Origin of the sequence: Streptomyces venezuelae (assembly GCF_008642275.1) — a bacterium.
Lineage (GTDB): Bacteria > Actinomycetota > Actinomycetes > Streptomycetales > Streptomycetaceae > Streptomyces > Streptomyces venezuelae_E.
Window position 1 is genome coordinate 7,723,780 of record NZ_CP029189.1, and the last position, 22,488, is coordinate 7,746,267.

The 22,488-nt window shown below is 72.6% G+C and carries 18 protein-coding genes and 1 tRNA gene; 11 read left to right on the forward strand and 8 right to left on the reverse strand.

Features of this window, described 5'->3' with window-relative positions:
• Window positions 1–92: 92 nt before the first annotated feature.
• Together DEJ51_RS34230 and DEJ51_RS34235 are read right to left on the reverse strand one after the other, a co-directional pair.
• Window positions 93–665 (reverse strand): NADPH-dependent FMN reductase, encoded by a 573-nt coding sequence (locus DEJ51_RS34230; protein ID WP_150261568.1) that lies wholly within the window; start codon window positions 663–665, stop codon window positions 93–95.
• Between the two features lie 49 nt (window positions 666–714).
• A complete protein-coding gene (locus DEJ51_RS34235) occupies window positions 715–2,463 on the reverse strand; it encodes a serine/threonine-protein kinase (protein ID WP_150261570.1) in 1,749 nt (582 codons plus the stop codon).
• A gap of 230 nt (window positions 2,464–2,693) precedes the next feature.
• On the opposite strand from DEJ51_RS34235, the gene DEJ51_RS34240 reads away from it, so the two are divergent.
• Window positions 2,694–4,220, forward strand: a complete 1,527-nt coding sequence (locus DEJ51_RS34240; RefSeq protein WP_150261572.1) for a hypothetical protein — start codon at window positions 2,694–2,696, stop codon at window positions 4,218–4,220.
• 140 nt (window positions 4,221–4,360) lie between these two features.
• Here the strand turns inward: DEJ51_RS34240 and DEJ51_RS34245 are convergent, their stop codons facing one another.
• Window positions 4,361–5,977: an alpha/beta hydrolase gene (locus tag DEJ51_RS34245; protein WP_150261573.1), complete on the reverse strand. Its 1,617-nt coding sequence runs from the start codon at window positions 5,975–5,977 to the stop codon at window positions 4,361–4,363.
• A 326-nt stretch (window positions 5,978–6,303) separates the two neighbouring features.
• Between DEJ51_RS34245 and DEJ51_RS34250 the strand changes: the two genes are divergently transcribed.
• The gene (locus tag DEJ51_RS34250; protein ID WP_223836113.1) at window positions 6,304–6,774 is read left to right on the forward strand and encodes a hypothetical protein; all 471 of its coding nucleotides are present in this window, start codon (window positions 6,304–6,306) and stop codon (window positions 6,772–6,774) included.
• Window positions 6,775–6,834: 60 nt separating this feature from the next.
• Here DEJ51_RS34250 and DEJ51_RS34255 read toward each other — a convergent pair whose 3' ends face one another.
• Window positions 6,835–7,239, reverse strand: coding sequence for a hypothetical protein (locus DEJ51_RS34255; RefSeq protein WP_150261574.1), 405 nt, complete (start codon window positions 7,237–7,239; stop codon window positions 6,835–6,837).
• A 403-nt stretch (window positions 7,240–7,642) separates the two neighbouring features.
• On the opposite strand from DEJ51_RS34255, the gene DEJ51_RS34260 reads away from it, so the two are divergent.
• From DEJ51_RS34260 to DEJ51_RS34270, 3 genes are all read left to right on the forward strand, one after another.
• On the forward strand, window positions 7,643–8,047 hold the full coding sequence (locus DEJ51_RS34260; protein ID WP_150257275.1) for a transglycosylase SLT domain-containing protein: 405 nt from the start codon (window positions 7,643–7,645) through the stop codon (window positions 8,045–8,047).
• 408 nt (window positions 8,048–8,455) lie between these two features.
• Window positions 8,456–9,850, forward strand: a complete 1,395-nt coding sequence (locus tag DEJ51_RS34265) for an MFS transporter (RefSeq protein ID WP_190620851.1) — start codon at window positions 8,456–8,458, stop codon at window positions 9,848–9,850.
• Window positions 9,851–10,493: 643 nt separating this feature from the next.
• Window positions 10,494–11,000 (forward strand): nuclear transport factor 2 family protein, encoded by a 507-nt coding sequence (locus DEJ51_RS34270; RefSeq protein ID WP_150261576.1) that lies wholly within the window; start codon window positions 10,494–10,496, stop codon window positions 10,998–11,000.
• 70 nt (window positions 11,001–11,070) lie between these two features.
• On the opposite strand, the gene DEJ51_RS34275 is transcribed toward DEJ51_RS34270, so the two are convergent.
• The 3 genes from DEJ51_RS34275 to DEJ51_RS34285 form a co-directional block, all read right to left on the reverse strand.
• Entirely contained in the window at window positions 11,071–11,466 is a 396-nt protein-coding gene (locus DEJ51_RS34275; protein ID WP_150261577.1) for a hypothetical protein, read from the reverse strand.
• A gap of 95 nt (window positions 11,467–11,561) precedes the next feature.
• Window positions 11,562–11,780 carry a hypothetical protein gene (locus DEJ51_RS34280; protein ID WP_150261578.1) on the reverse strand — a complete coding sequence of 73 codons (219 nt, stop codon included), beginning with the start codon at window positions 11,778–11,780 and terminating at the stop codon, window positions 11,562–11,564.
• An 839-nt stretch (window positions 11,781–12,619) separates the two neighbouring features.
• A tRNA-Trp gene (locus DEJ51_RS34285) sits at window positions 12,620–12,694 on the reverse strand.
• Between the two features lie 302 nt (window positions 12,695–12,996).
• On the opposite strand from DEJ51_RS34285, the gene DEJ51_RS34290 reads away from it, so the two are divergent.
• The 6 genes from DEJ51_RS34290 (at window position 12,997) to DEJ51_RS34315 (ending at window position 21,196) form a co-directional block, all read left to right on the forward strand.
• Window positions 12,997–14,118 carry a glycosyltransferase gene (locus DEJ51_RS34290; RefSeq protein ID WP_150261579.1) on the forward strand — a complete coding sequence of 374 codons (1,122 nt, stop codon included), beginning with the start codon at window positions 12,997–12,999 and terminating at the stop codon, window positions 14,116–14,118.
• 929 nt (window positions 14,119–15,047) lie between these two features.
• Window positions 15,048–16,352, forward strand: a complete 1,305-nt coding sequence (locus DEJ51_RS34295; RefSeq protein ID WP_223836114.1) for a phospholipase D-like domain-containing protein — start codon at window positions 15,048–15,050, stop codon at window positions 16,350–16,352.
• A gap of 694 nt (window positions 16,353–17,046) precedes the next feature.
• Window positions 17,047–18,147 (forward strand): LLM class flavin-dependent oxidoreductase, encoded by a 1,101-nt coding sequence (locus DEJ51_RS34300; protein WP_150261581.1) that lies wholly within the window; start codon window positions 17,047–17,049, stop codon window positions 18,145–18,147.
• Window positions 18,144–18,836, forward strand: a complete 693-nt coding sequence (locus DEJ51_RS34305) for a CE1759 family FMN reductase (protein WP_150261582.1) — start codon at window positions 18,144–18,146, stop codon at window positions 18,834–18,836. Before DEJ51_RS34300 ends, DEJ51_RS34305 begins: the two co-directional genes overlap by 4 nt.
• A 764-nt stretch (window positions 18,837–19,600) precedes the next feature.
• A complete protein-coding gene (locus DEJ51_RS34310; protein WP_223836115.1) occupies window positions 19,601–20,644 on the forward strand; it encodes a PP2C family protein-serine/threonine phosphatase in 1,044 nt (347 codons plus the stop codon).
• A gap of 132 nt (window positions 20,645–20,776) precedes the next feature.
• Window positions 20,777–21,196 (forward strand): hypothetical protein, encoded by a 420-nt coding sequence (locus tag DEJ51_RS34315; protein WP_150261583.1) that lies wholly within the window; start codon window positions 20,777–20,779, stop codon window positions 21,194–21,196.
• A 180-nt stretch (window positions 21,197–21,376) separates the two neighbouring features.
• Here the strand turns inward: DEJ51_RS34315 and DEJ51_RS34320 are convergent, their stop codons facing one another.
• The gene (locus DEJ51_RS34320; RefSeq protein ID WP_150261584.1) at window positions 21,377–22,366 is read right to left on the reverse strand and encodes a phospholipase; all 990 of its coding nucleotides are present in this window, start codon (window positions 22,364–22,366) and stop codon (window positions 21,377–21,379) included.
• Between the last annotated feature and the right edge of the window lie 122 nt (window positions 22,367–22,488).

Consider the following 22,488-nt stretch of genomic DNA (forward strand, 5'->3'; position numbering starts at 1 on the left):
CGCCGGGGCGGGACCGGTCCCCCCGGGGGCGGTCCCGCCCCGGCGCCGGTCCGTTCCCTGGAGCGAAGGGGCTGGCGCGCGGGGTCGTAGGGTCAGGCGGCTGCGTTCTGCGCCTCGTCCTGCCGGCGTGCGGTGCGCAGGGCGTGACCCCACCACAGGAGGTCGTCGAGAAGGACCGTCACCGCCGTCCGGGCGCCGTCGGCGTCGCGAGGTGCTCCGGTCTCGTCGAACGGGAACTGGTGGAAGCTGACCGTCTCGCGGACCGTGGTCGCGTGCAGTTCGGCGAAGACCGGACGCAGCTGCTCGACGGCGCGCAGCCCGCCTGAGAGGCCGCCGTAGGACACGAATCCGACCGGCTTGCGCCGCCAGACGTGTCCGGCGGTGTCGATCGCCTGCTTCAGGGAGGCCGGGAAGGAGTGGTTGTACTCGGGGGTGAGGATCACGTAGGCGTCGGCCCGCGCCAGTTGTTCGACGAACGCATGACCGCGTGGTGTGAGGGAGGGCGTCCAGTGTGCCGGGAGGTCGGCGTCCGCGAGGTCGGCGACGGTGAGTTCGATGTCGGTGCGGCCGGCGGCGGCGGTTTCGAACCAGCGGGCGACGGTGGGGCCGAACCTGCCTTCACGGGTGCTGCCGACGACGAGTGCGATACGCAGTGGAGTGTTCATGACTCCATGTGTAGAACGTCAAGTCCGGTTGAGGTCAAAGATCCCGGGGTCACGGGCGCCGGGTCAGCGCCGCGGGGGCGCCTGCCGACTGCGCACCCTCCGTTTCCAGCGTCAGCCGGTCCGGTTCGGCCATCGTCAGCACGTACAGGTTGCCCCGCGGGCACTCGAAGACCGCCGCGCTGTCGGTGGGATGGCTGGTGACGGCCTTGAACACCGCACCGCTCCCGCGGAACTGCTGCAGCCTGAGGGCCTCGGTGCATCCCAGGTTCCGCCCGGTGGAGAGCTCCTTGACGTCGCTGACCTGCCGGCCCACCAGCTCGCCCACCGTCCCGCCGTTCAGCGTGACCGTGACGGAGAACTCGCCCGTCCGCGCTCGCGTCACACCGTCCGCCTGCGGTGTTCCGGGCCCCACACCCGTCCACGTACCGGCCCACGCGGCCGGCAGCGCCCCCGGCGGCTGCGCGGGCGAGGACGCTCCGGGCGAGGACGCTCCGGACGAGGAGGATGCGGGTGAGGCCGTACCGCGCCCACCGTCGCCGTTGCCCTCGTCGCGGTGATCGGGGTACCACACCGCGAACGCGGCAACGGCCAGAACGACGACGGCGCCCGCGACCGCACCGGCACCCCGCGAGCGCAGGAGCGCCTGCCCGGCACTCCGTTCGGCTGGCGCGGGGGAGTACGGCGGGGTACTGGCACCCGCGAGAACCCCGGGCCGTGGCGATGCCGACGGCAGCGGCGGAGGCGACACCGGTACGGGCGAGGGCGCGGGCACGGCCACGGGCGTGGCGGGAGTGCCGTCCGCCGCAGGGAGCCCGGGCGCCGCGGGGGTGTCGTGGGCCCCGGGTGTTCCGGGGGCGCCGTGTGCTCCGACCCCGGCGGCGGAAGCCGTCCGGGGGAGGGCGAGGAGCCGTCGGAGCTCGGCTTCCCGGCGTCCGGCCTCGGCCGCCAGGGCCCGCGGGGCCGCGGTACTCCAGCTCCCCTCCGGACCGTCGCCCAGCCGCGCCGCCATGTCCTCGGGGCCGGGACGCTGCTGCGGATCCTTGGCCAGGCACTCCCTGACCAGCTCACGCAGCGGCTGCGGCACGCCGTCCAGCCGCGGCTCGTCGTGCACGATCCGGTAGAGCAGGGCCGGCAGGTCCAGTTCCTCCCCTCCGGCCAGGAAGGGGCTGCGGCCGGTCGTCGCGTACACGAGCACCGAGGCCAGCGAGAACACGTCGGCGGCGGCCCCGGCCACCGCCCCGGTGGCCTGTTCCGGTGCCAGGAAACCGGGTGTGCCGATGACCGTGCCGGTGCGGGTGTGCCGCGGGTCGCGGACCGTCCGGGCGATACCGAAATCGATCAGGAAGGGCCGCTCCGCGCCCAGCAGCACGTTCGCCGGCTTGATGTCACGGTGGACCACCCCCGCCGCCCGCACGCTCACCAGCGCAGCCGACAGCTCCTGCCCCAGACGCCGTACGGCCGGTGCTTCCAGCGGCCCGCGCTCGCGCACCCAGTCACCCAGCGACGGCGCAGGCACGTACTCGGTCGCCAGCCACTGCGGGGACGCCCCCGGTGCGCTGAAATCGACCACCGACACCGTCCACGGACTGCGCACCCGGTCGCTGGTACGTATCTCCCGGTCGAAGCGGTGCGCGAAGTCGGCCTCCAGGCTCAGCTCGCGGTGCACGGTCTTCAGCGCCAGTGCCCGCCCGGACGCCGTCCGCGCCAGGAACACCTCTCCCATGCCCCCCGAGCCGAGGCGCGCCAGCAGACGGTACCCGCCGATCTCCAGCGGGTCACCGGGCCGCAAAGACTCCATCAGTTCCCCCTGCCCCCGCAGCCGTTGCCGGTCCGCCCCGTGCGGACCGTCCGCCGGGCCGCCGTGACCGACCCTAGAGGACGGGCTCCCGCCCTGCCCGTGCCGGGGGGCACCTGGCACGGAGCGGGGGCGTCCGGAAGTCTTGGCCGACCTGTGATCCGATTTCGGGACACTCGCCCCACCAGCCCCCCTAATCTGAGCATGTTCAAAAATGGAGGGGGAGTCAAGAAGTGAAGATCAAGCGTATGGCCGCCGTCGCGGCCGCTGCCGTGGTGGGCCCGGTCCTGCTGACCACGCCCGCGCTGGCCGGCGAGCACGGGCAGTCTGCCGTGACCGTGCCGGATGCCGAGCCGAAGGACGACGCGCAGCCGGCCGCCGGGCAGGCGGCTCAGACGGAAGACGCGGCCAAGGCCAAGACCGAGGCCGAGGCCAACACCGGGGCGGGAACGGGGGCGGAGGGGGCCGCCGGGCCGTCGCCGGCAGGCGGGCCTTCGGCGCCGACGCCGGCCGTCCCGCAGTCGCCGGACACAGGGACGCCCGTGGCCCCCGCCGTCCAGACGCCGGCCGAGGCCGTCGCGGACACCCCCGCCGAGGACCCCGGTGAAGAGTCGCCCACCGGGATTCTGATGGGGCCCGACGTCAGTGTGCGGGGCCTTCCGAAGACCGGTTTCAAGGCCGACGGCAGCTGGACCCCGCTGACCGTCCAGGTGGACAACTCGGGCCACATCGCGGTCGCGAACTACACCCCCGAGTTCACCGTCATGCAGTGGGACGGGAAGATCAAGGCCTCGCAGGTGAAGGTCGAACAGAAGGTCACCGCCGGAGACGGATCCGTTTCCTGGCAGCCGGTGAAGGCGGTCCACGGCCCGCAGTACGGTCCGGGAATCGTCTACCGGCTCGGCACCACCGCTTCCGTGGCCGTCGATGCCGTCTACACCGTCGACGTGCGGGTCAGCTTCGCCGCGGACACCCCGGTCGTCGCCTTCGACATCGCCTCCGACGGCAAGAGCCGTATCGGCGGCAAGACCAGTGCCTCTCCATCGGCCTGGTACAACACGGCCATCACGGGTGCGACTCCCGGCAGCGACCAGCCCGTCGTGACCGAAGGCCCCGACCTCACCATCGGCGGCCTGCCCGCCGGACTCGCGGTGGGCGGGGCCTGGCAGGACCTCACCATCCACGTCGACAACTCCGGCAAGCCGGCCCTGGACGACTTCCACCTGTACTTCAGCCTCGCCCGTCCCGACTGGGTCGGGACGGACGGTGAGCAGCTGCAGGTCGAGGTCTACGGCAAGAACGGCTGGGAGCGCGCCGAACTCGGCTACAGCGACGGCTACTACGTGGTCAACCACCTCGCCGGCGGCAAGATCCCCGCGGGCAAGGCCTTCGACGTCAAGGTGCGCATCCGGTTCACCGCCGACACCCCGCTCGGCTACGCGCAGTTCCGCGCCTCCGGAACGGTCCTCGAGATCGGCTCCGACATCCGCAGCGACAGCCGCCCGGTCCTGGTGAAGATCCTGCCCGCCGCCCCGGACGGCGGTAACCGGCCCGCCCCGAACGGTGGCACCACGACGCCGATCAGCACCACGAACACCACCGGCACCGCCACCGGCGGCACGGGCGCAGCCGCCGGGGAGCTGGCCGCCACCGGTGCCGACGCGGCGACCAGTTGGGCGCTCGCCGGCGGTGGCGTGGCGCTGGCCATGGGCGCGGCCCTGGTGGCCGGCACCGGCCGCCGCCGCCGTACGACGGCCTGACCCGCCACCCGCCACGCGCGACGGGGCCTTCGGGGGACGTACCCCGAAGGCCCCTTGGCCACGTCCGCGGAGGGCGGCCCCGACGTGTCGGATGCGTCCGGCTGACCGGCTGACCGGACGGGTGGACGGCGGGGGTTCGTTCAGCGCAGGGTCGGGATCACGTCGTGCGTCTCGTCGATCTCGCTCCCGGTGGTGCGGCGGCCGGTCGGCTCCGGGGGAGCCTCGTCCGTGCAGACCGTGCCCCGTGCGGGCAGCGTCAGAGTGCTGAGGTAGCGGTCCACCAGGGCACTGACGCATGCACTGCGGTGGTAGGCGGTGTGTCCTTCGGCGTCGAAGGTCAGCAGCCGTCCGCGGTCCAGCGTGGCGGCCAGGGCCACGGCGTCCTGGTACGGGGTGTCGGGATCCCCCGTCGTGCCGAGTACCAGGATCGGGGCGGAGCCCGCCGCCCGGTAGGAGCCCTCGAAACGGCTCGGGCGTTCCGCCGGCCACTGGACGCAGGCGGGCGCGTGGTTGTGGTCGTAGGTCGGCGGCCCCAGGCCGATCGGGGGTCCCAGCAGCGGTGCCGAGGCGGCTTCGGCGCCGACGAGCGCCCCCAGGAGCGGGCGACTGCCGGGGTAGACGCGGTCGGCGCACTCGACGGCGAGGTTGGCCGTGAGGAAGTCGAACGACGCGGGTGACGGCGGCGACAGCAGGAACGAGGCCTGCCGGGCCTGTGCCGACCGCAGCGCCTGTCCCAGGTACGGCCAGATCTCCTTGCCCGCGTTGATGTTGAACATCAGACGGTAGGCCAGCGTGTAGCCGGTGGCAGGGCGCCCGCTCGCGGTGATCACCGGGTCCGCGTCCAGGTCCCGCTTCAGCTGTTCGAACGCCTGCCGCGGCCGGCCCTCCCCGAAACCGCAGGCCGCCGCTTCGCGCCCGCACCAGTCCAGGAACCGGCCGACCGCCGCGTCCAGGGCGGTGAACTGCGGGGCGTCGTACGCGTACGGGACCTCCGCGTAGCGGCGTGGATCGTAGGCCCCGTCCAGGACCATGGCACGTACCCGCTGAGGGAAGCGCGCCGCGTACACGGTGCCGACGTAGCTGCCGAAGGAACGCCCGTAGAAGGACAGCGTCTCCTCACCCAGGGCCTGCCTCAGCAGGTCGATGTCCCCGGCGTTCGACCCGGTACCGATGAACGGCACCAGTCCCCCGGAGCGTTCCTGGCAGGCGGAGGCGAAGGCGGCACCCTGGCGCACGGCCTCCCTGAGGGCACCCGGACCGGGCACCCCGCGCGCACCGTCGACCGCGGCGGCGTACTCCCGGTCGTCCCAGCACTCCACCCGACCGCTGCGTGCCACACCCCGCATGTCGTACCCGACGACGTCGAAGGCGTCGCGCAGGGAGTCGGGCAGTGCCTCGTAGCTGCTGCGGGCGAAGTCCACACCGGAGTTGCCGGGCCCACCAGGATGCAGCACCAGGACACCGGTGCGGCGCGCCGGGTCCGCTGCGGCCCGGCGGGTGACCGCGAGCGCGAGCGTGGGACCGGTGGGCCGGCGGTAGTCCAACGGCACCCGGGCGGTCGCGCACTCGAAGCCGTCCGCCGCCCCGTCACAGGGACCCCAGGACAGCACCGGCACGGGCGGTGCCCCCGGCCCGCCCGCCCCCGCCGCCCCGGCGACGGCTCCGGGCGCCCCTCCCAGGAGTGCGGTGATCGCGATCAGGACCAGGGATATCCCCCACACCACGCGCCTTCGGGGGGCGTCGGCCGAACGGGTCATACGGTGCTCCTTCGTCACGGATGCTGGGGAACGGGCGACAACGTAGCGGCCGGCCATGGCCCCTGTCGGCCCGCCAGGAGTTGATTCCGGCTACCGTCAGGGTTGTACGCTCCCGCCCGGCCCGCAGTCCGGCCCACCGGCCCACCGGCCTGCCCGGCGCACTGGCCCACCCGGCCCCCGGTCCGGTTGCGGGCAGCCGCCGCCGGGCCCGCGCCAGGCCCTGGCGAGATGGCGATCGGGGTTGCCCATGCCGGCGTCCCATGGTGTGACGTCATGCCCGTGACGGGCTGTTCCCGCTGCCGCGGCCGTTCGTTCCCGGGTTCGACGTGTCGGGGCGCATCACCGCGGTCGGTGAGGGCGTCGATCCCGGCCGGATCGGGACGCCTGTCACCGCGCTGACCACGGGAGGGGCCCGGGCGGAGGTGGTTCTGGCACCCGTCGCGCTCAGCCTGGACATCGGCAGCGTGCCGCCGCGGACGGCGGCGGGTCCCGGCCGGGGTGCACCGACCGCCTACGACCTGATCAACACGGCCGCGCGGGTCCGTCCCGGCGAGAGCGTGCTGATCCACGCTGCGGCCGGCTCGGTCGGCACGCTCGCCGCCCAGTTCGCCCGCCTCGCCGGAGCGGGGCGGATCACCGGTGTCGCCGGCAGCGCCCGCCGCGCCCTGGCCCTCGTCGCGGAGGGCACGGTACGTGTGGACGTCAGCGCCGAGTGCAGCCGGGAAGGCCTGGCCACCGCCGTGCAGCGGCTCGCCGGGGGTGCCACCCACGGCAAGGGCGTCCTGCGCATCGCCTGACGCCCTGCTGGCCCCTGTGTGACGGAGCGTGGCGGGGTGTGGCGGGGTGTGATGGGTGGGTCAGGGCATTTCGTCGGGGTCGCAGGTCGCGCGGCGCAGCCCGATGGTGCGCAAGGCCCGCATCAGTCCTTCCTCGTCGCCCGCCCGGACGAGGTGGACGGCTCCGTCGGTGGTGACGATGCCGAGGTCGGCGGGGGCCGTCTCCGCCCTGGTGCGCAGCACGACGCCGCTGGGCGGATCCAGAGCGCGTACCCCCTGGAACACGCCGAGTGCGGCCGGATCGTCGTGAAAGCCCCCGGGGAGCGTGAGCACGGTGATGTCGGGGAGCAGGACCCGGGCGTGAGCCAGGGCGATGCCGGGCGTGTGGGCGTGGGAGATGACCCGGAAGTGGGGGTTGCGCTGGATCCGTGACCGCAGCAACTCCAACTCCGCACCCTCCGCCACACCGACCACCAGGACTGTCATCACAATCCCTCATCCTCCGCCGTGACGGCGGACCCGTCGAGCGGGACGCTCCGCTTGGTGTGCGTCGCCTGGTGGTGGGACCCGGGCCGGGGCGGGGGATAGGGGCCTCCCCCGGTGACTCGCCTCATAGGGCCCAGGTCACATACGAACGCGGCTAGTAGGCGCGGGAGGCGCTGAACACGGCGGGACGGGGGGTCGGGGGACCGCTCGCTGCGAGGGCCGCTAGTAAGACGGACCTTTGCCAGGGCGTCGGGGCGTCTGTAGAACTGGATGAGTCGCAAGGCGGCAGGGGTACTTCGGTACTTCACCCGCCGCCGACGAACCCCTCTCCATTGCGTGAGTGGCTCACGCGTGTCTTCGGCATGCGTGCGACCGCCCTTGTCCCCGTCGGAAGGTTTCATCCGTGTCCAACACCGTCATCCGCCGCATCGCCGCTTCGAAGAAGGCCCTCGCGGGCACCGTCGTCGCCCTCGGTGTCGCCGGTTCCATGCTCGCCACCGTGCCCGCCCAGGCGGCCCCGATGAGCGCCAAGGCGATCGCACAGCAGATGATCAAGGACCCGGCCCAGTTCGCCGCCTTCGACAAGATCATCTCCCACGAGAGCGGCTGGAACCACACGGCGACCAACCCCTCCTCCGGCGCGTACGGCCTGGCCCAGGCCCTGCCGGCCTCGAAGATGGCCTCCGCGGGCGCCGACTGGAAGACCAACCCGGCCACCCAGATCAAGTGGGGCCTGGACTACATGAACGACCGCTACGGCAGCCCGGTCGGCGCCTGGAACTTCTGGTCCGCCAACCACTGGTACTAAGCCGCCCGCGGGCAGCAGCACCAAACACTGCGCAGCAGGGCACCGCACTGCGATGCGGGGGTATGAAAACGCCCGGCCGGGACTTCCCGGCCGGGCGTTTCTGCGTATACGCATACAGCCACCAGGCCACCAGGTGGCGTCGAGCTACGGGGCTTCGGAGGCGGGTGCCGTGAGCCCGGCCGGTCCCCGGGGGCTCTCGGGCCGGTCTGCGGGCTGATGGGGGTGTGGGCGGGAGCTGCGTCTCATGGTGGCTTGTCCCACAATGGGATCCGGAGCAATGGGATCCGGGGCCGTGTGCTGTGGGTGGTCTGGCGGCCGCCCCCTTGGGGGTGACGGCTGAGAGGGGGAAGTGCCCTCATGCGTGCTGAGGCTTCACCCGCCGCGCGGGGAACGCGGGGGAGAGGGGTGTTGGCTGCGGTTGCTGTCGCCCTGTTCTGCATCCAGCTCGACTTCTTCGCTCTCAATCTGGCGGTCCCCGGGATCGCGGCGGAATTCGCCGTCACGGTGTCGGCCGCGCAGTGGACCCTGTCCGCGTACATGCTGGCCCTCGGTTGTTTCTTCATCGTCGGCGGCCGGGTCGGAGACGTCTTCGGGCGGCGCGGCAGCCTGCTGGCCGGTACCGCACTGTTCGCGGCGGGTTCCGTGGGCTGTGCGCTGGCGCCTGGTCTCGGTCTGCTGGTGGCGGCCCGGGTCGTGCAGGGGGTGGGTGCGGCGTTCGTGTTCCCGGTCTCGGTGTCGGTGATCACCAACACCTTTTCCGGGGAGAGCCGGGCCCGGGCGCTGGGTGCGGTGTTCGGGGTAGCCAACATCGGAACCGCGTTCGGGCCGTTCGTGGGCGGCGGGTTCACCGAAGGGCCCGGCTGGCGGTGGATCTTCTGGCTGATGGCACCGCTGAGCCTGCTCTCACTCGTGGCTGCGTTCCTGTTCGTACCGGACTCCCGTGACACGTCGGCACCCCGCGAACTCGACCTCCCCGGCTGCGCCCTGACCGTGTGTGCGCTGGCCGCGCTCACCGTGGCGGTGGAACGCGCGGATGCCTGGGGCTGGGGGAGCGCCCGTACGGTCGGCTGCTTCGCGCTGGCACTGTCGGCCGGCGTCCTGTTCCTGGTACGGGAGCGGCGCGCCCGGCACCCGCTGGTCGACCTGCGGCTCCTGCGGAACATCCCGTATGTGCTGGTGACCGGGATGGGTTCGCTTTCCAACATGGGTTACGCCGTCACCGTCTTCCTCGCCACGCTCTACCTCCAGGGCGTACGCGGGCTTTCGCCGCTCGTGGCGGGCACGGTCTTCCTGGCCCCGGCCCTGATGGTCGCGGTCAGCGGCCCGCTCGGGGCGCGCCTGGGCGGGCACATGCGGCCGACTGCGGTGATGGCACTGGCCGGTGTGGTCGCGGGTAGCGGAATGTACGCGCTGGCCGGAGTCGGCGTGTGGTGGCTGTACGTCGTGGTGTTCGCGTGGTGTGGCCTGGGTCTGGGCCTGGGCTGGACCTTTTCAGGTGTGGCGACCCAGCAGGTCGTCGCGCCCGCCAGGGCGGGGGAGGCGTCGGGTGTGCTGTTGACGTTCCTGGTCACGCTGGGCGCGATCGCTCTCGCGGGGACGGCGGCGGCGATTTCCGCGATGACGCCGCAGCGGCCGCCCGAGGACGTCTACGACCTGATCCTGCGGCTGGGCGGGACGGTCATCGTCGTGGCGTCGGCCGTCGTGATGGCGGTACGCCACCGGCTCGTGGTGCTCGGGAGGGTTCCGCCGCTGTCCATGCGGGCCGACGGCGGCACCACGGGGGAGCCGGGCCGCCGGCCCTGACCGGCGGGCGGGCCGGTGGGCGAGCGGGCGCTCTCCGGGTGGCCGTGGGCCCCGGAGCCGTGATCACCGTGCGGGTACCGAGGGCGCGGGCCACCCCCTGACCGGCGAGGACGCCGATCACATTCCTCACCGGGCCCCGGGTACAGCCGCCGGTCCCGCGCCCGCGCGCCGCCTTGCCGGGGTGTACGACGCCGGCGCCCGCCCGCATCCGCCGCGGCGTTGCCCCCGGCCCGGCCGGCGTGCCGGCAGACGGAGACGGACACCACACCGCCCGTACCGGCGGATACGGCGACGGAGGGAGCCGCCACCCGCGTCCGCGACACCACGTGCTGCCCGCTGTTCGTCGACTGCCGTCCAGGGGGAAGGCGGTCGAGGGCCGGGTCGGGTGGACAGCCGTGGGCAGTGCTGGACAGTCACCGGCCCGGCAGGGCCTGGAGAGTGGACACCCTCCGGTACGAGTCTGTGGCCCATGAAGGCCGCACGCACACGACGGCCGGGCAGGGCGGCGCACCGGCGCCTGCGCCCCGGAACGGCTCCGCCTCCCCACCCCGGCGCGGAAGTTCCCGGGCCCGTCCGCCACCGCCGTTGTCGCGATGCCGACATGACCGTATCCGTCGAATCCGTACTCTCAGGAGCTTCCGCCATGACGTCCCGCGCGCTGCGTACCCTTGCCGTGCTGACTGCCACTGCCTCCCTCTGTGCCACCGCGTCCACCGCCTACGCCGCACAGCACACCGACCGCCGTACGCCGGGGATCGCCGCTGCCTGGGCCCGTGCCTGGAACGGCACCGATCCCCAGGCGCTGGGCGCCCTGTTCACTGCCGACGGCGTGTACACCGACGAGGCGGTGGGTGCCACCTTCCGCGGTCGGCAGGAGATCGCGGGGTGGAAGGCCCGCGCCGACACTCTGATCGAAAACGTTCACGTCACCATCCGCACCACCCGCCTGGACGGCGACCGCATCACGGTCCGAGCCGTCTACTCCGGCCATCTCAAAGGCGCGCCCAAGCCGTTCGCGGTGCCGATGACCACCCAGCTGGATCTCGACAGGAGCCACTGCCGCATCGCCTCCGACGAGGACCACTACAGCCTGGCTGCCGTTCTCGCCCAGTCGGGCCTGCCCGCGGACTGGACCCCGCCCGCTGTGTGAGGCCGCACACCGGACCGGCCCCCTGCGGCCGTGTGTCCAGCGGGCGCCGGGCGCCTCTCCGGGGGCTGTGTCAGCGGGCCGGGCGTCCCCTGGCGGAGGTACGTACCGAGCGCAGTGCGAGTCCCGCGGCCAGGAGTCCGGCGGCGGCGAGTCCGGTGGTGGTGCCGGCTGCCATAAGGCCGTTGCGTGAGCGCCAGGACAGTACCGACCAGCGCGACTGCGCGGACAGCAGTGAGCCGGTGCTCAGCCAGGAGGCTGTGGAGAGCACGGACAGCGAGGATCCGACGGAGGCGGCGCACAGGGTGCAGCCCACGGAGCCGATGGACAGGACGGAGCCGACCGAGCCGATCGACAAGATGGAGCCGACCGAGCCGATGGACAGGATCGAGTCCTTCGACCACAGGGAGAGGAAGGAGCCGTCACTTCTGCGACGGCGCGCGTCTGCCGGTGTATGAGATGCGGTCATGGGCTCATCCTGGCAGGGAGGTGGCCCCCAGGGGACGGGCACGCGCCGGTCGGACCGCTGGGGCGGCCACCGCTGCCTCGCACCCCGGGGGGTGGTCAGTCGGCTTGTTCGCCGGTGGCCTCCGGCAGCTGCGCCCGCAGACAGTTGCAGGCCGCCATGCCGGCGGGGCCCGGGGCGCCGGCCGACGGGAGTCCCGTCAGGGGTCCGGGTGCGAACTCCTCGCTCTGCGGCTCTCGGTCCGGGGTCGTGAAGCTCAGGTGGTCCGCGAAGCGGCCGCACGCGCCGCGGTCGGTGTCCGCGGTCGGCGACGGCACGGCGGCCCCGGCCGCGTCGCGGCTGACCGCCGCGACCGGGGTGCTTGCGGACCTGTACGACCAGATCGGCGAAATGTGACACGTCGTCGGCGCTGAGCGGCAGCGGTGCCGCCGTGAGCAGCCAGGTGCACCGCAGTGGGCTCGCCGGTCTCGCGCCCGCTCGGTTTGCTGAACGCGACGAACGACCTCGGGTACGACGGCTGGTCCCGTTGCGCGGGTATCGCGAACGACGGCTCGACCAGCCTGGACATGGTGCTTCCGTGGTGTCCCTGTTCCGCGCTCAGCACGGTGTTCGCCTTCCGCTCCGTCAGGAGCGGACCCGTCGTCACCTCCGCGGAGCCGTCGGCGTTCTTCCAGCCCGCCGGCGTCCGGCGCTCCCGCTCGAAGCCGCCGAACACCGTCTCAGCCTCCGCCTGCATGCTCACCAGCGGCGCCGGCGTTCCGGCCGTCTGTCCGTCCGCAGCGGCGGGCGCCCCTCCGGACGGCCTGCCGGTGCTGTTTCCACCAGCACACCCGCCGGCTCCGGCCATCACCACGGCTAAGGCCGCCCCGACGGCCACCCCACTGGAGTTCCCCTCTCCTGACACCACACAGCAAGGGTCCAGCAAGGGTCCCCCTCTCACCCGGACCCAACGGCGCGCGAACAGTCACACGAGGCAGAGGCGCGAGGGGCGGTGCACGAGGCCGGGTACACGAGGGGCGGCGCGCACCGGTACGGGCCGACGGGCGGCGGCGCTGGCCTCGGTACGGCCGGTGGTGGTTGTCCGGACCCCGTCAGTGTCAGTCCGTACGAGGGAGGTCCGCACCCCGGACGGGCGGAGGCCCGATTCCCGGAGGGGCGGAGCCGACCGGATTTGAACCGGTGTCCTCGCGGTGTTGGAGACCGCGCGCGTCGACCTCTGCGCTACGGCTCCGCCCGTCCCGGGATCGTACCGGGTGCCGCCCCTGCGTCTGGTGCTGTCCCTGTCCCCGTTGCGCGTTGCACGTTGCCCGCTGTCGGCCGGGGCGGGTGCTCTGCGGCCGGCTGGGGGCGGGGCCGGTGTCCGGGGGTTTCTGTTCGGGACGGGAGCGTTTTTCAGGACAGGTGTCTGCAAGAACGTCCGGATATCGGTCCTGTGTGGGGAACGCGGTGTGTGTGCGTGTCGGTTTACCGGAGGGAACCGGGTCGGGTCCGCACGACCCGCCCCGACCGGCATACCGATGGCAAGGAGAAACCGTGCGCATACTTTTCACCGGACCGGCTGCGGCTGGTCATCTCTTCCCGATGATCCCGACGGCGCAGGCGTTACGTGCTGCCGGTCACGAGGTGCTGTTCGCGGGCTCGCAGCCCCTGGACCAGCTCCGCGAGAGCGGCTTCCCGATCGTGGAGATCGGGGACGGCCGCAGCATCCGGGACGTCTTCGAGCAGTCCATGGACGAGGAAGTGCGTTATGTCGCACCGGACATGACTACGGACCAGATTCTCGACCGGGCGGCCCACGGCTTCGCGCTCGTCTCCCGTTCCACCGTGGACGGACTGCTGGAGGCCGCCGACAGCTGGCGTCCCGACCTGCTGGTCTACGACTCCTTCCAGGCTTCGGCTCCGCTGGTCGCGGCCAAACTGAAGATCGCGTCGGTGGTCCACAACTTCGGGGTCACCTCGGGCCTCGACATGGTCGCCCGGCTGGCTGCCAACTTCACCGAGGCGTACGGGGCGTATGGGGTGGACGGCCCCGCCGAGCCCACCGCGCTGAACATCGTCCCCGCCTCGCTCGGCGGTGACCCCGGCGGCCTGCGGGTGCGTTACGTCCCTTACAACGGCGGTGGCACCGTCCCCGCCGGACTGCTGCGGCGCGGCAGCCGTCCGCGTGTGGCTGTCACTCTGGGCACCGTGCTCACCGCGATGGATGGTGTCCGGGCCATTGTGCGTCTGACTGAGGCGGCTGCGTCGGTGGACGCTGAGTTCCTGCTTGCCGTGGGCGATGCGGACCTCGGTCCGCTCGGCACCCTTCCGGACAATGTCCGTCCGCTGCCGTGGGTTCCGCTCGCCGAGTTGCTGACCGCCTCCGACGCGCTGATCCATCATGGTGGTTCCGGGACTTTGCTCACGGCTCTGCAGGCCGGCGTGCCGCAGCTTCTGCTTCCCCAGGGCGCGGACCACTTCGCCAATGCCGACGCGCTCACCGCCACGGGCGCAGCCCTGCGCTCGGCCTCCGACGACGTCGACGCCGGGCTGCTGGCCCGTCTGACTGCGGACCCGGCTCTCGCTGAGGCGGCCGTCCGCCTCCGTGAGGAGAACGCGGCCCTGCCGACTCCTGCCGCAGCGGTTCCCGCACTGGAGGCCCTGGCCGCCGCCTGAGGAAACGCCCGCCCCGCCTCCGGTCCCGTACGGCCCGGTGACGTACGACCCCGGCCCTCGGTCCCGTACGTCACCGGCCCGGGCTGTCCGGGACGGGCCACACCTGCATGCTGGACGCGTCCTGTGAGAGGCGGCCGAGTTGCTCCGGGGGCATGGTTGCCTTCGAAGCCGGCGTCCAGCTACGGCCCCAGGTCGAGGGTGACCGGGCCACCCCAGCGTTCTGTGAGGGCTGCGGCCAGAATGCCGGGGCAGGCACTCATCTCTGCGTCGGCCTGGTTCAGAGCCTGTGGTGCGCGTCGTCCCAGGGGTCCTGGCTCCTGACCAGCCGGATCCGCCGCCCGGCCCCGCCCGGTGCCCCTGGCCCCCCGCCCGGCGCTCCCGGATCCGGGCCCTGCCCGCCCCGTACTCCCGCGCCCGGGGCGGGGGCTGTGCTGGGTGCTGCCTGCGTTGGGTGGCTGGAACTCGTCCGGGTTGGGTGAACGGGGGGCTACGTGTTGGTAACTTACGCGGGTTGATCAAGGTCGGGGGCGTGGCCGGCCATGCTCCCGTCCGGAGCCACCCCCATCCTCAGTCAAGGAACCACATTGGCACGCACCGTCCGTACGACGGCCCTCGTTTGCGCCACGGCCCTCGCACTCGGCCTCACTTCCCTCGCCGCCGCCCCCGCTTCCGCCGCCCCCGCTTCCACAGTTCCCGCGTCAGCCGCCCCCGTGTCTGCGGTGGGTGGGTCTACTCCGCATCTGGACTCGGTTGAGCAGGCTCTGCGTCAGGTTTCCCCGGGTCTGGAGGGCTCGGTGTGGGAGCGCACCGCCGGCAACCGGCTCGGTTCCTCCGTTCCGGGGGGTGCTGACTGGCTGCTTCAGACTCCCGGCTGCTGGGGGGACGCGGCCTGTGCCGACCGGCCCGGGACCCGCCGTCTTCTGGACAAGATGCGTCAGGACATTGCCGGGGCCCGTGAGACGGTGGACATCTCCACGCTCGCGCCGTTTCCCGACGGCGGTTACCAGGATGCGATCGTCGCGGGTCTGAAGGAGGCCGCAGGCAGGGGCGGCCGGCTCCGGGTCCGGATTCTGGTGGGTGCCGCGCCGATCTATCACGCCACGGTGATTCCTTCCTCCTACCGTGACGAGCTGCTCGCGAGGCTGGGGCCGGACGTCGCAGGCCGTATCTCCCTCAATGTGGCTTCGATGACGACGTCCAAGACCGCGTTCTCCTGGAATCACTCCAAGCTGGTCGTCGTGGACGGTGCTTCGGTGATCACCGGCGGTGTCAACAGCTGGAAGGGTGACTATCTGGAGACCTCGCACCCCGTCAGTGATGTCGACCTCGCGCTGACCGGGCCCGCCGCGGGTTCCGCGGTCCGCTACCTGGACACGCTGTGGGAGTGGACCTGCCGGAACAAGGGCAACTGGGCTTCGGTGTGGTTCGCGGCTTCGCCCGGTGCGGACTGCATGTCCTCCCTGCCGGGGCCGGCTGTCCCGGCGGGCGGGGGCGACGTGCCCGCGCTGGCGGTCGGCGGTCTCGGCGTCGGCATCCGCGAGAGCGATCCCGTCTCTTCCTTCCGTCCGGTCCTGCCCGCGGCCGCCGACACCAGGTGCGGGATCGGGATCCATGACAGGACCAATGCAGACCGGGACTACGACACCGTCAACCCGGAGGAGAGCGCCCTGCGCGCCCTGGTCTCCAGTGCGGCTTCGCATATCGAGATCTCCCAGCAGGACGTCCACGCCACCTGCCCGCCGCTGCCGCGCTACGACGTGCGCCTCTACGACGCCCTCGCCGCGAAGCTCGTCTCCGGTGTGAAGGTCCGTATCGTCGTCAGTGACCCCGCCAACCGCGGCACGGTCGGCAGCGGCGGCTACTCGCAGATCAAGTCGCTCTCCGAGGTCGGTGACGCCCTGCGGGGCCGTCTGACGGTCCTGACCGGTGACGGCGGCCGGGCGCGCGCGGCGATGTGCGAGAACCTCCAGCTCGCCACCTTCCGGGCGTCCGACCGGCCCACCTGGGCGGACGGCAAGCCCTACGCCCAGCACCACAAGCTGGTCTCGGTCGACGGGTCGGCCTTCTACATCGGCTCCAAGAACCTGTACCCGTCCTGGCTCCAGGACTTCGGGTACGTGGTCGAGAGCCCGGCCGCGGCCGCGCAGCTCAAGAGCGACCTGCTCGACCCGCAGTGGCGCTACTCCCAGGCCACCGCGACCTACGACTACGCCCGCGGCCTCTGCCAGCCCTGACCCCCCGCCCCCCCCCCGGGGCCCCGGCACTCCTGGTGCCCCGGGCTCCGGGCCCAAGCACCCCCCGTTGCCCGGGCTCCGGCACCCCCGGGCCCCGGCCCCAAGCCCGCCCTGTTCCCCGGGCTCCGGAACCCGGGCTGGCTCCGGCACGCCAGCCTCGGTCCCGGCCCGGCTCAGCTACCCCGGCCTGGTACCTCGGCTCCGGCCCAAGCCCCGGGGCCCAGGCCCCTGGCGCCGACTCCGGCTCCAGCGCACCGGTTCCGGCACGCCTGCCCCGGTCCCGGCCGGGCTTAGGTACCCCGGCCTGCTACCCCGGCTCCGGCGCGGCCCCGGCCTGGGGCCGCAAGCCCGCCGGCCCCGGCACCCCGTCCCGCCCCGGCCCTGTACACCGGCCCCGGGCCGGCCTCGGCTCTGGCCCTGCCTCGGCCTCAAGCCCCCAGCCCCGGCGGGGCCCCGAGCCCCCGGCTCCCCGCCCCCGCCGCCCCCGCCGCGCATGGTCCCGTACGGCCGGACGTACCGGGGCGGCTCCGTGCCCGCAGGGACCCGAAAGTGCCCCAGGCCCCCCCGGCACCCGCAGCCGCCCGGGAGTATCCGGAGGTGCGCCCCGGTACCCGACCCTGCCGGGAATACCGCGGGCGCGCTCCCCGTTCCGCATGGTTGAATGGTCAACAATCTTGAAAGGGGATGGAAACCCATGCAGTTCGGGATCTTCACCGTCGGCGACGTCACGGCCGACCCGACGACCGGACGCGTGCCCGGCGAGCACGAACGCATCAAGGCGATGCTCGCCATCGCGCAGAAGGCCGAAGAGGTCGGCCTCGACGTCTTCGCCACGGGCGAGCACCACAACCCGCCGTTCGTCCCCTCCTCGCCGACCACGATGCTCGGCTACCTCGCCGCACGCACCGAGCGCCTGATCCTGTCCACCTCGACGACGCTGATCACCACCAACGCCCCGGTGAAGATCGCCGAGGACTTTGCGATGCTCCAGCACCTCGCCGACGGCCGTGTCGACCTCATGACGGGCCGTGGCAACACCGGCCCCGTCTACCCCTGGTTCGGCAAGGACATCCGCGACGGCATCGACCTCGCCATCGAGAACTACGCCTTGCTGCGCCGCCTGTGGGACGAGGACACCGTCACCTGGAGCGGTAAATTCCGCACCCCGCTGCAGGCCTTCACCTCCACCCCCCGCCCCCTCGACAACACCCCGCCCTTCGTATGGCACGGCTCCATACGCTCCCCGGAGATCGCCGAACAGGCCGCCTACTACGGCGACGGCTTCTTCCACAACAACATCTTCTGGCCCCCCTCCCACACCGGACAGATGATCGACCTCTACCGGCAGCGCTACGCCCACTACGGCCACGGCACCCCCGAACAGGCCATCGTCGGACTCGGCGGCCAGGTCTTCATACGCCCGAACTCCCAGGACGCGGTCCGCGAGTTCCGCCCCTACTTCGACAACGCACCCGTGTACGGCCACGGCCCCTCCCTGGAGGAGTTCACCTCCCAGACCCCGCTGACCGTCGGCTCACCCCAGCAGGTCATCGAACGCACCCTGTCCTTCCGCGACTACGCCGGCGACTACCAGCGCCAGCTCTTCCTCGTCGACCACGCGGGCCTGCCCCTGAAGACCGTCCTGGAACAGCTCGACCTGCTCGGCGAAGAGGTCGTACCCGTCCTGCGCAAGGAGTTCGCGAACCTGCGCCCGGCCGGAGTCCCGGACGCCCCGACCCACCAGGCCCGCGTGGCGGCGGCCCGCCGCACCCCGCAGCAGGAGACGCAGGCATGAAACTCGCCGTCGTATCGGCCGGACTGAGCTCACCCTCCTCCACCCGCCTGCTCGCCGACCGCCTCACCGCCGCCACCCTGGACCACATGGACCACATGGAAGCCAGTCACGAGGTGACGGTGGTGGAACTGAGGGAACTGGCGACGGAGATCGCCCAGCACCTCGTCACCGGGTTCCCTCCCGCCCGACTGGCCGCCGCACTGGACACGGTGGCGGCCGCGGACGGCCTGATCGCCGTGACACCGGTCTTCGCCGCCTCCTACAGCGGCCTGTTCAAGTCGTTCTTCGACCTCATCGACAAGGACGCCCTCACCGGCACACCAGTCCTCGTCGGCGCGACGGGCGGCACCGCCCGGCACGGCCTGGTCACCGAACACGCCATGCGCCCGCTCTTCACCCACCTGCGCGCACCGGTCGTGCCCACCGCCGTGTACGCGGCCTCCGAGGACTGGGGCCGGGCGGGCCTGGCCCGCCGGATCACCCGCGCGGGCACGGAACTGGCCCGCGCCATGGGCTCCGTAACCCCCACCACCCGGCACGCCGACCCGCAGGACGTCGTCCCGGACCTCGACACCGCCGCCGCGATCGCACCCCGTTCCCCGACCGGGGCGATCACCTCGACGGATCCCGCGAACGGCCTCGGGACGACCTCGTTCGCACAACGGCTGGCCGCGCTGCAGGCCGGGTGACCCCCACCCGACGGCCGCCCGACCGGGAGGACCGGCCGCGTCACCGACGGGACCGCGCACGGGACGCCCGTCGAGGATGACCTCGGCCGGGTACGCCGATGGTCACCGGCCCACCCCCGGCCCGGCCCTCGTGCGGGCCCGGCGCGCGCCCCGGTCCCGGGTCTGCCCGCACCGGCCGATCCACCGGCCCGCCCCCTGCACGGTTCCCACCGGGTCGGCGGCCCGTACCCCGGCCCGGACCGCCCGAAGCCCTCGGGCGGCGAGCCCCGGACGACCCGACCCGGACCGCGGACCGCGGCGCCGGATTCCCGCCGTCCCGGGACCACCGTCCGCGACGGCGGCGGGAATCCACGGGGAATCCACGGGGGAGCCGCGGGACGTCCGCCCCTCCGCCCCCTCCGCCCCGCCCCGCCGCCTCCGCCGGCCGTCCGCCCTGCCCCGCGTGGCGCGGCGGACGGCCGGGCGCGCGCACGGACCCGGCGGACGGCGCCCACCAACGGCACCCCCGAACACCCCCCCGCCCCCCGCCCGTGGCGGGGGCGGCAACATGCCGCGTTCGGCGTAATCGACGCTTCGACCCGACTTCCTCCCCACGCTGTGACAGTCGATCACGCTCCTGTCAGGAGGCCAGGTGCACAGGTCCCGTGGGCGCGTGGTTCCGCGCACCCCGCACGGGGGTCGGTCGGACGCACCCGCCCGGACGCGCCCCTGACGGCCGACACCGACGAAGGCTTCCGGCCCACCCCACCACCGCCGTGGATGCGATGGCTGCCGTTCCTGTGCGTGGCCCTCGTCCTCCTCCTGGAGCTCACCCTCCACAAGGAGTGGGCGGTGAGTTTCTTCCTCATCGCCCTGCCCGCCATCGCCGCGTACGCCTACGGCCCCGCCGTCGTCGCCGCGCTCACCGTCCTCGCCGTCCTCCTGGAAGGCACCCTCGCCGCGATCTTCCACCACCTCGGCGAGAACCACCACGTCACCGCCGACATCGCCACCGTCCTCGTCGGCATCATCGCCACCGCGCTCGCCGCGCACCGCCGCAGCCAGGAACGCCACCTCGTCCGCGCCGACTCCGTCACCGAGGCCCTGATGCGGGCCCTGCTGCGGCCGGTCCCGCACCAGGTCGGGAACGTGCTCGCAGCGAGCCTGTACCAGCCGAGCGAGGCCGGGACCATGGTGGGCGGCGACCTCTTCGACATCCGCGCCACCCGGACCGGGGAGCGCGCCATCATCGGCGACGTACGCGGCAAAGGCTCCCGGCGGTCCGTACCGTCGCGGCGATCCTCGGCAGCTTCCGCGAAGCCGCGTACGAGGCGCGGGACCTGCCGGCCGTCGCCGCCCGCCTGGAACGGGGCCTGGTCCGCGAGTCCGAGGAGATCCGCGACGACGAACTGTTCGCCACCGCCGTGCTCATCGAGTACGACAGCCGGGCGCACCGGGTGACGGTCACCAACCACGGACACGTGGAACCCGTACTGATCTCCCGAGGCCGCGTCCGCACCCTCGAAGGCCCACCGGCGCTGCCGATCGGACTGAACGCCCTGACCACGGCGGACGGACCGGTGGCGTGCACGCACCGCTTCACCCGCGGCGACGTGCTGCTGCTGGTCACCGACGGGCTGGTGGAGGCCCGCGACACCGACGGCGACTTCTACCCGCTCGTGGAACGGCTCCGCCACCGCTTCGAAGGCCGCCCCGCACCCGGACCCGCCGACGTCGTCGACTTCCTCAACACCGACCTCCCCCGCCACACCCGCACCCTCCACGACGACGTCGCGATGCTCGCCATCGCCCCGCACCACCGGACCTGACACCCCCACCCCCCCGCCCCGACCCGGCCCGGCCCCGGCCCGGCCCCGTGTCCGCGGCGCCCCGGCCAGCCGTGGGCGACCACCACGGGGCCGGGGTGCACGAGCCGGTCGGTGACTGCTTAGGCTCCGGCCATGACTACCGACCAGTGGTACGTCCTCGTCGAGGAGGACACCCGGACGACCCGTCACGCCGACGGCGTCGAACTCAAACTCCATCGCTGGACACTGGCCGCCCGCCACCTGGTCGACGGCACGCACGAACAGGCACTCGCCACGGCCGAGGAGGCCGCCCTGCACCACCTGCCGGCCCTCCTGGCCCGCCACACCAGACCGGGGGACACCCCCGCCCGCGAGGCCTTCCGAACCCCGGACGGCAGCTGGCTGGTCCGGCTGCGGCAGCGCCACCGCGAGTGCCACGTACGCGTCACCGTCGCCCGTCTCGTCCACACGCGCGAGGAGACCCTGGCCCCGCCGAAGACCCTCAAGGAGAAACTCCGCCAGGCCCTGGAGGGCCCCGAACCCGCCGTCACCCCCTGGACACCCAAGACCTAGGGCACAGGGCACGAGGACCGCCCACCGGCGGACACCGCGAAGGCCCCGACAACGATCCGGGGCCTTCGCGTACTTCGCCGACCTCGACCGCCGGGCGTCACGCCCCCCGTCGCACGGGGAAGGGGAAGAACCACCCACCAGGACCAGGACCAGGACCGCGTCCGGGACCGTGTTCGCGTCCTACTTGAAGAGGCGGTCGCCGGGTGTGGCCATGCGGTGGGTGCCGCTGTGGCGGTTGACCCAGTCACGGATGAGGCTGACGGAGTTGGCGCACTGCCAGCTGTCGTCGTACTCGCGTACTCCGGTGAAGGCCCCGTAGCCGGCGATGATGCCGTCGACCCGCCCGTCGCCCAGGAGTTTGTCGACGTACCACGGATCGTTGTAGGTGGTCGTCCACGACAGCGTCGCCGCGAGCCGCCCGCCGTCACGGTCCACCGCGCCCCGTTTCAGTTCCGCGCACGTGTAGTACGTGGCTTCGGTGCAGTTGCCGAACCCCTTGGTGATGTCGCTGTCGCCGTAGTCCATCACCCGTCGGCCGGCCGGGAATCCGGAACCGGACCGGTCGAACGCATTCTGGGCCTGGTCACGGGTTCCGGTCGTCGTGATGCCCTCCAGCGCACCGAGCCTGCCCTCCAGGCTTTTCCAGCCCCGCCCGCCGACGTCCGGGGTGCTGCCGCCGTGGTACTCGTAGAACCCGTAGAGCACCTGGATCCCGGCAGCTGTCAGCCGCTGCGCCTTGTCGCGGAGTCCGGCGACGCTGCACCCGCGGTTCTCCCGCTCTCCGCAGTAGTTCGGGTCCTTGATGTCCAGCCAGACCAGCGACAGCCGCCGGCCCGCGGCGGCGTGGGAGAGGATGCGGTCGATCATGCTGTCGAAGCTGGGGCCCAGACGGTTGTCGCCGGCCGAGGAGCAGTCGTGGTAGGCCCGCCATTCGTTGGGGTTCCACCAGGCGCAGACGTCTATCTCGATGCTGTTGGCGCCGTGCTTGAGGGCGGCGTCCACACCGTCGAGGGTGTCGACTCGGTGTGCGATGGCGTAGACCGGGTGGGGCTGGTCGGCAGCGGCGGCGGGGGCGGTGGCGAGAGTGGTGGTGCCGGTGATGGTGAGCAGGGCCGCGATCAGTGCCAGGAGTATGCGTGGGCCGGCACGGTGCTTGAGGTGGGTGGTCAAGGGGACACTCCGTCGTATCGGTTTTCCGAAGCGGACGATCGTTCTCGCCGACCGGATGCCGGCGGCGATTCATGCATGGTGCAGGAAACCCGGCAGGGTGTGATCCTGCTGATGGCGTGAAA

Excerpts from the sequence above, each read along its gene's own strand:
- DEJ51_RS34230 (WP_150261568.1), bottom strand. The coding sequence starts at position 665 with ATGAACACTCCACTGCGTATCGCACTCGTCGTCGGCAGCACCCGTGAA.
- DEJ51_RS34235 (WP_150261570.1), bottom strand. The coding sequence starts at position 2,463 with ATGGAGTCTTTGCGGCCCGGTGACCCGCTGGAGATCGGCGGGTACCGT.
- DEJ51_RS34245 (WP_150261573.1), bottom strand. The coding sequence starts at position 5,977 with ATGACCCGTTCGGCCGACGCCCCCCGAAGGCGCGTGGTGTGGGGGATA.
- DEJ51_RS34255 (WP_150261574.1), bottom strand. The coding sequence starts at position 7,239 with ATGACAGTCCTGGTGGTCGGTGTGGCGGAGGGTGCGGAGTTGGAGTTG.
- DEJ51_RS34270 (WP_150261576.1), top strand. The coding sequence starts at position 10,494 with ATGACGTCCCGCGCGCTGCGTACCCTTGCCGTGCTGACTGCCACTGCC.
- DEJ51_RS34275 (WP_150261577.1), bottom strand. The coding sequence starts at position 11,466 with ATGACCGCATCTCATACACCGGCAGACGCGCGCCGTCGCAGAAGTGAC.
- DEJ51_RS34295 (WP_223836114.1), top strand. The coding sequence starts at position 15,048 with ATGCGTCAGGACATTGCCGGGGCCCGTGAGACGGTGGACATCTCCACG.
- DEJ51_RS34300 (WP_150261581.1), top strand. The coding sequence starts at position 17,047 with ATGCAGTTCGGGATCTTCACCGTCGGCGACGTCACGGCCGACCCGACG.
- DEJ51_RS34305 (WP_150261582.1), top strand. The coding sequence starts at position 18,144 with ATGAAACTCGCCGTCGTATCGGCCGGACTGAGCTCACCCTCCTCCACC.
- DEJ51_RS34310 (WP_223836115.1), top strand. The coding sequence starts at position 19,601 with ATGGCTGCCGTTCCTGTGCGTGGCCCTCGTCCTCCTCCTGGAGCTCAC.
- DEJ51_RS34315 (WP_150261583.1), top strand. The coding sequence starts at position 20,777 with ATGACTACCGACCAGTGGTACGTCCTCGTCGAGGAGGACACCCGGACG.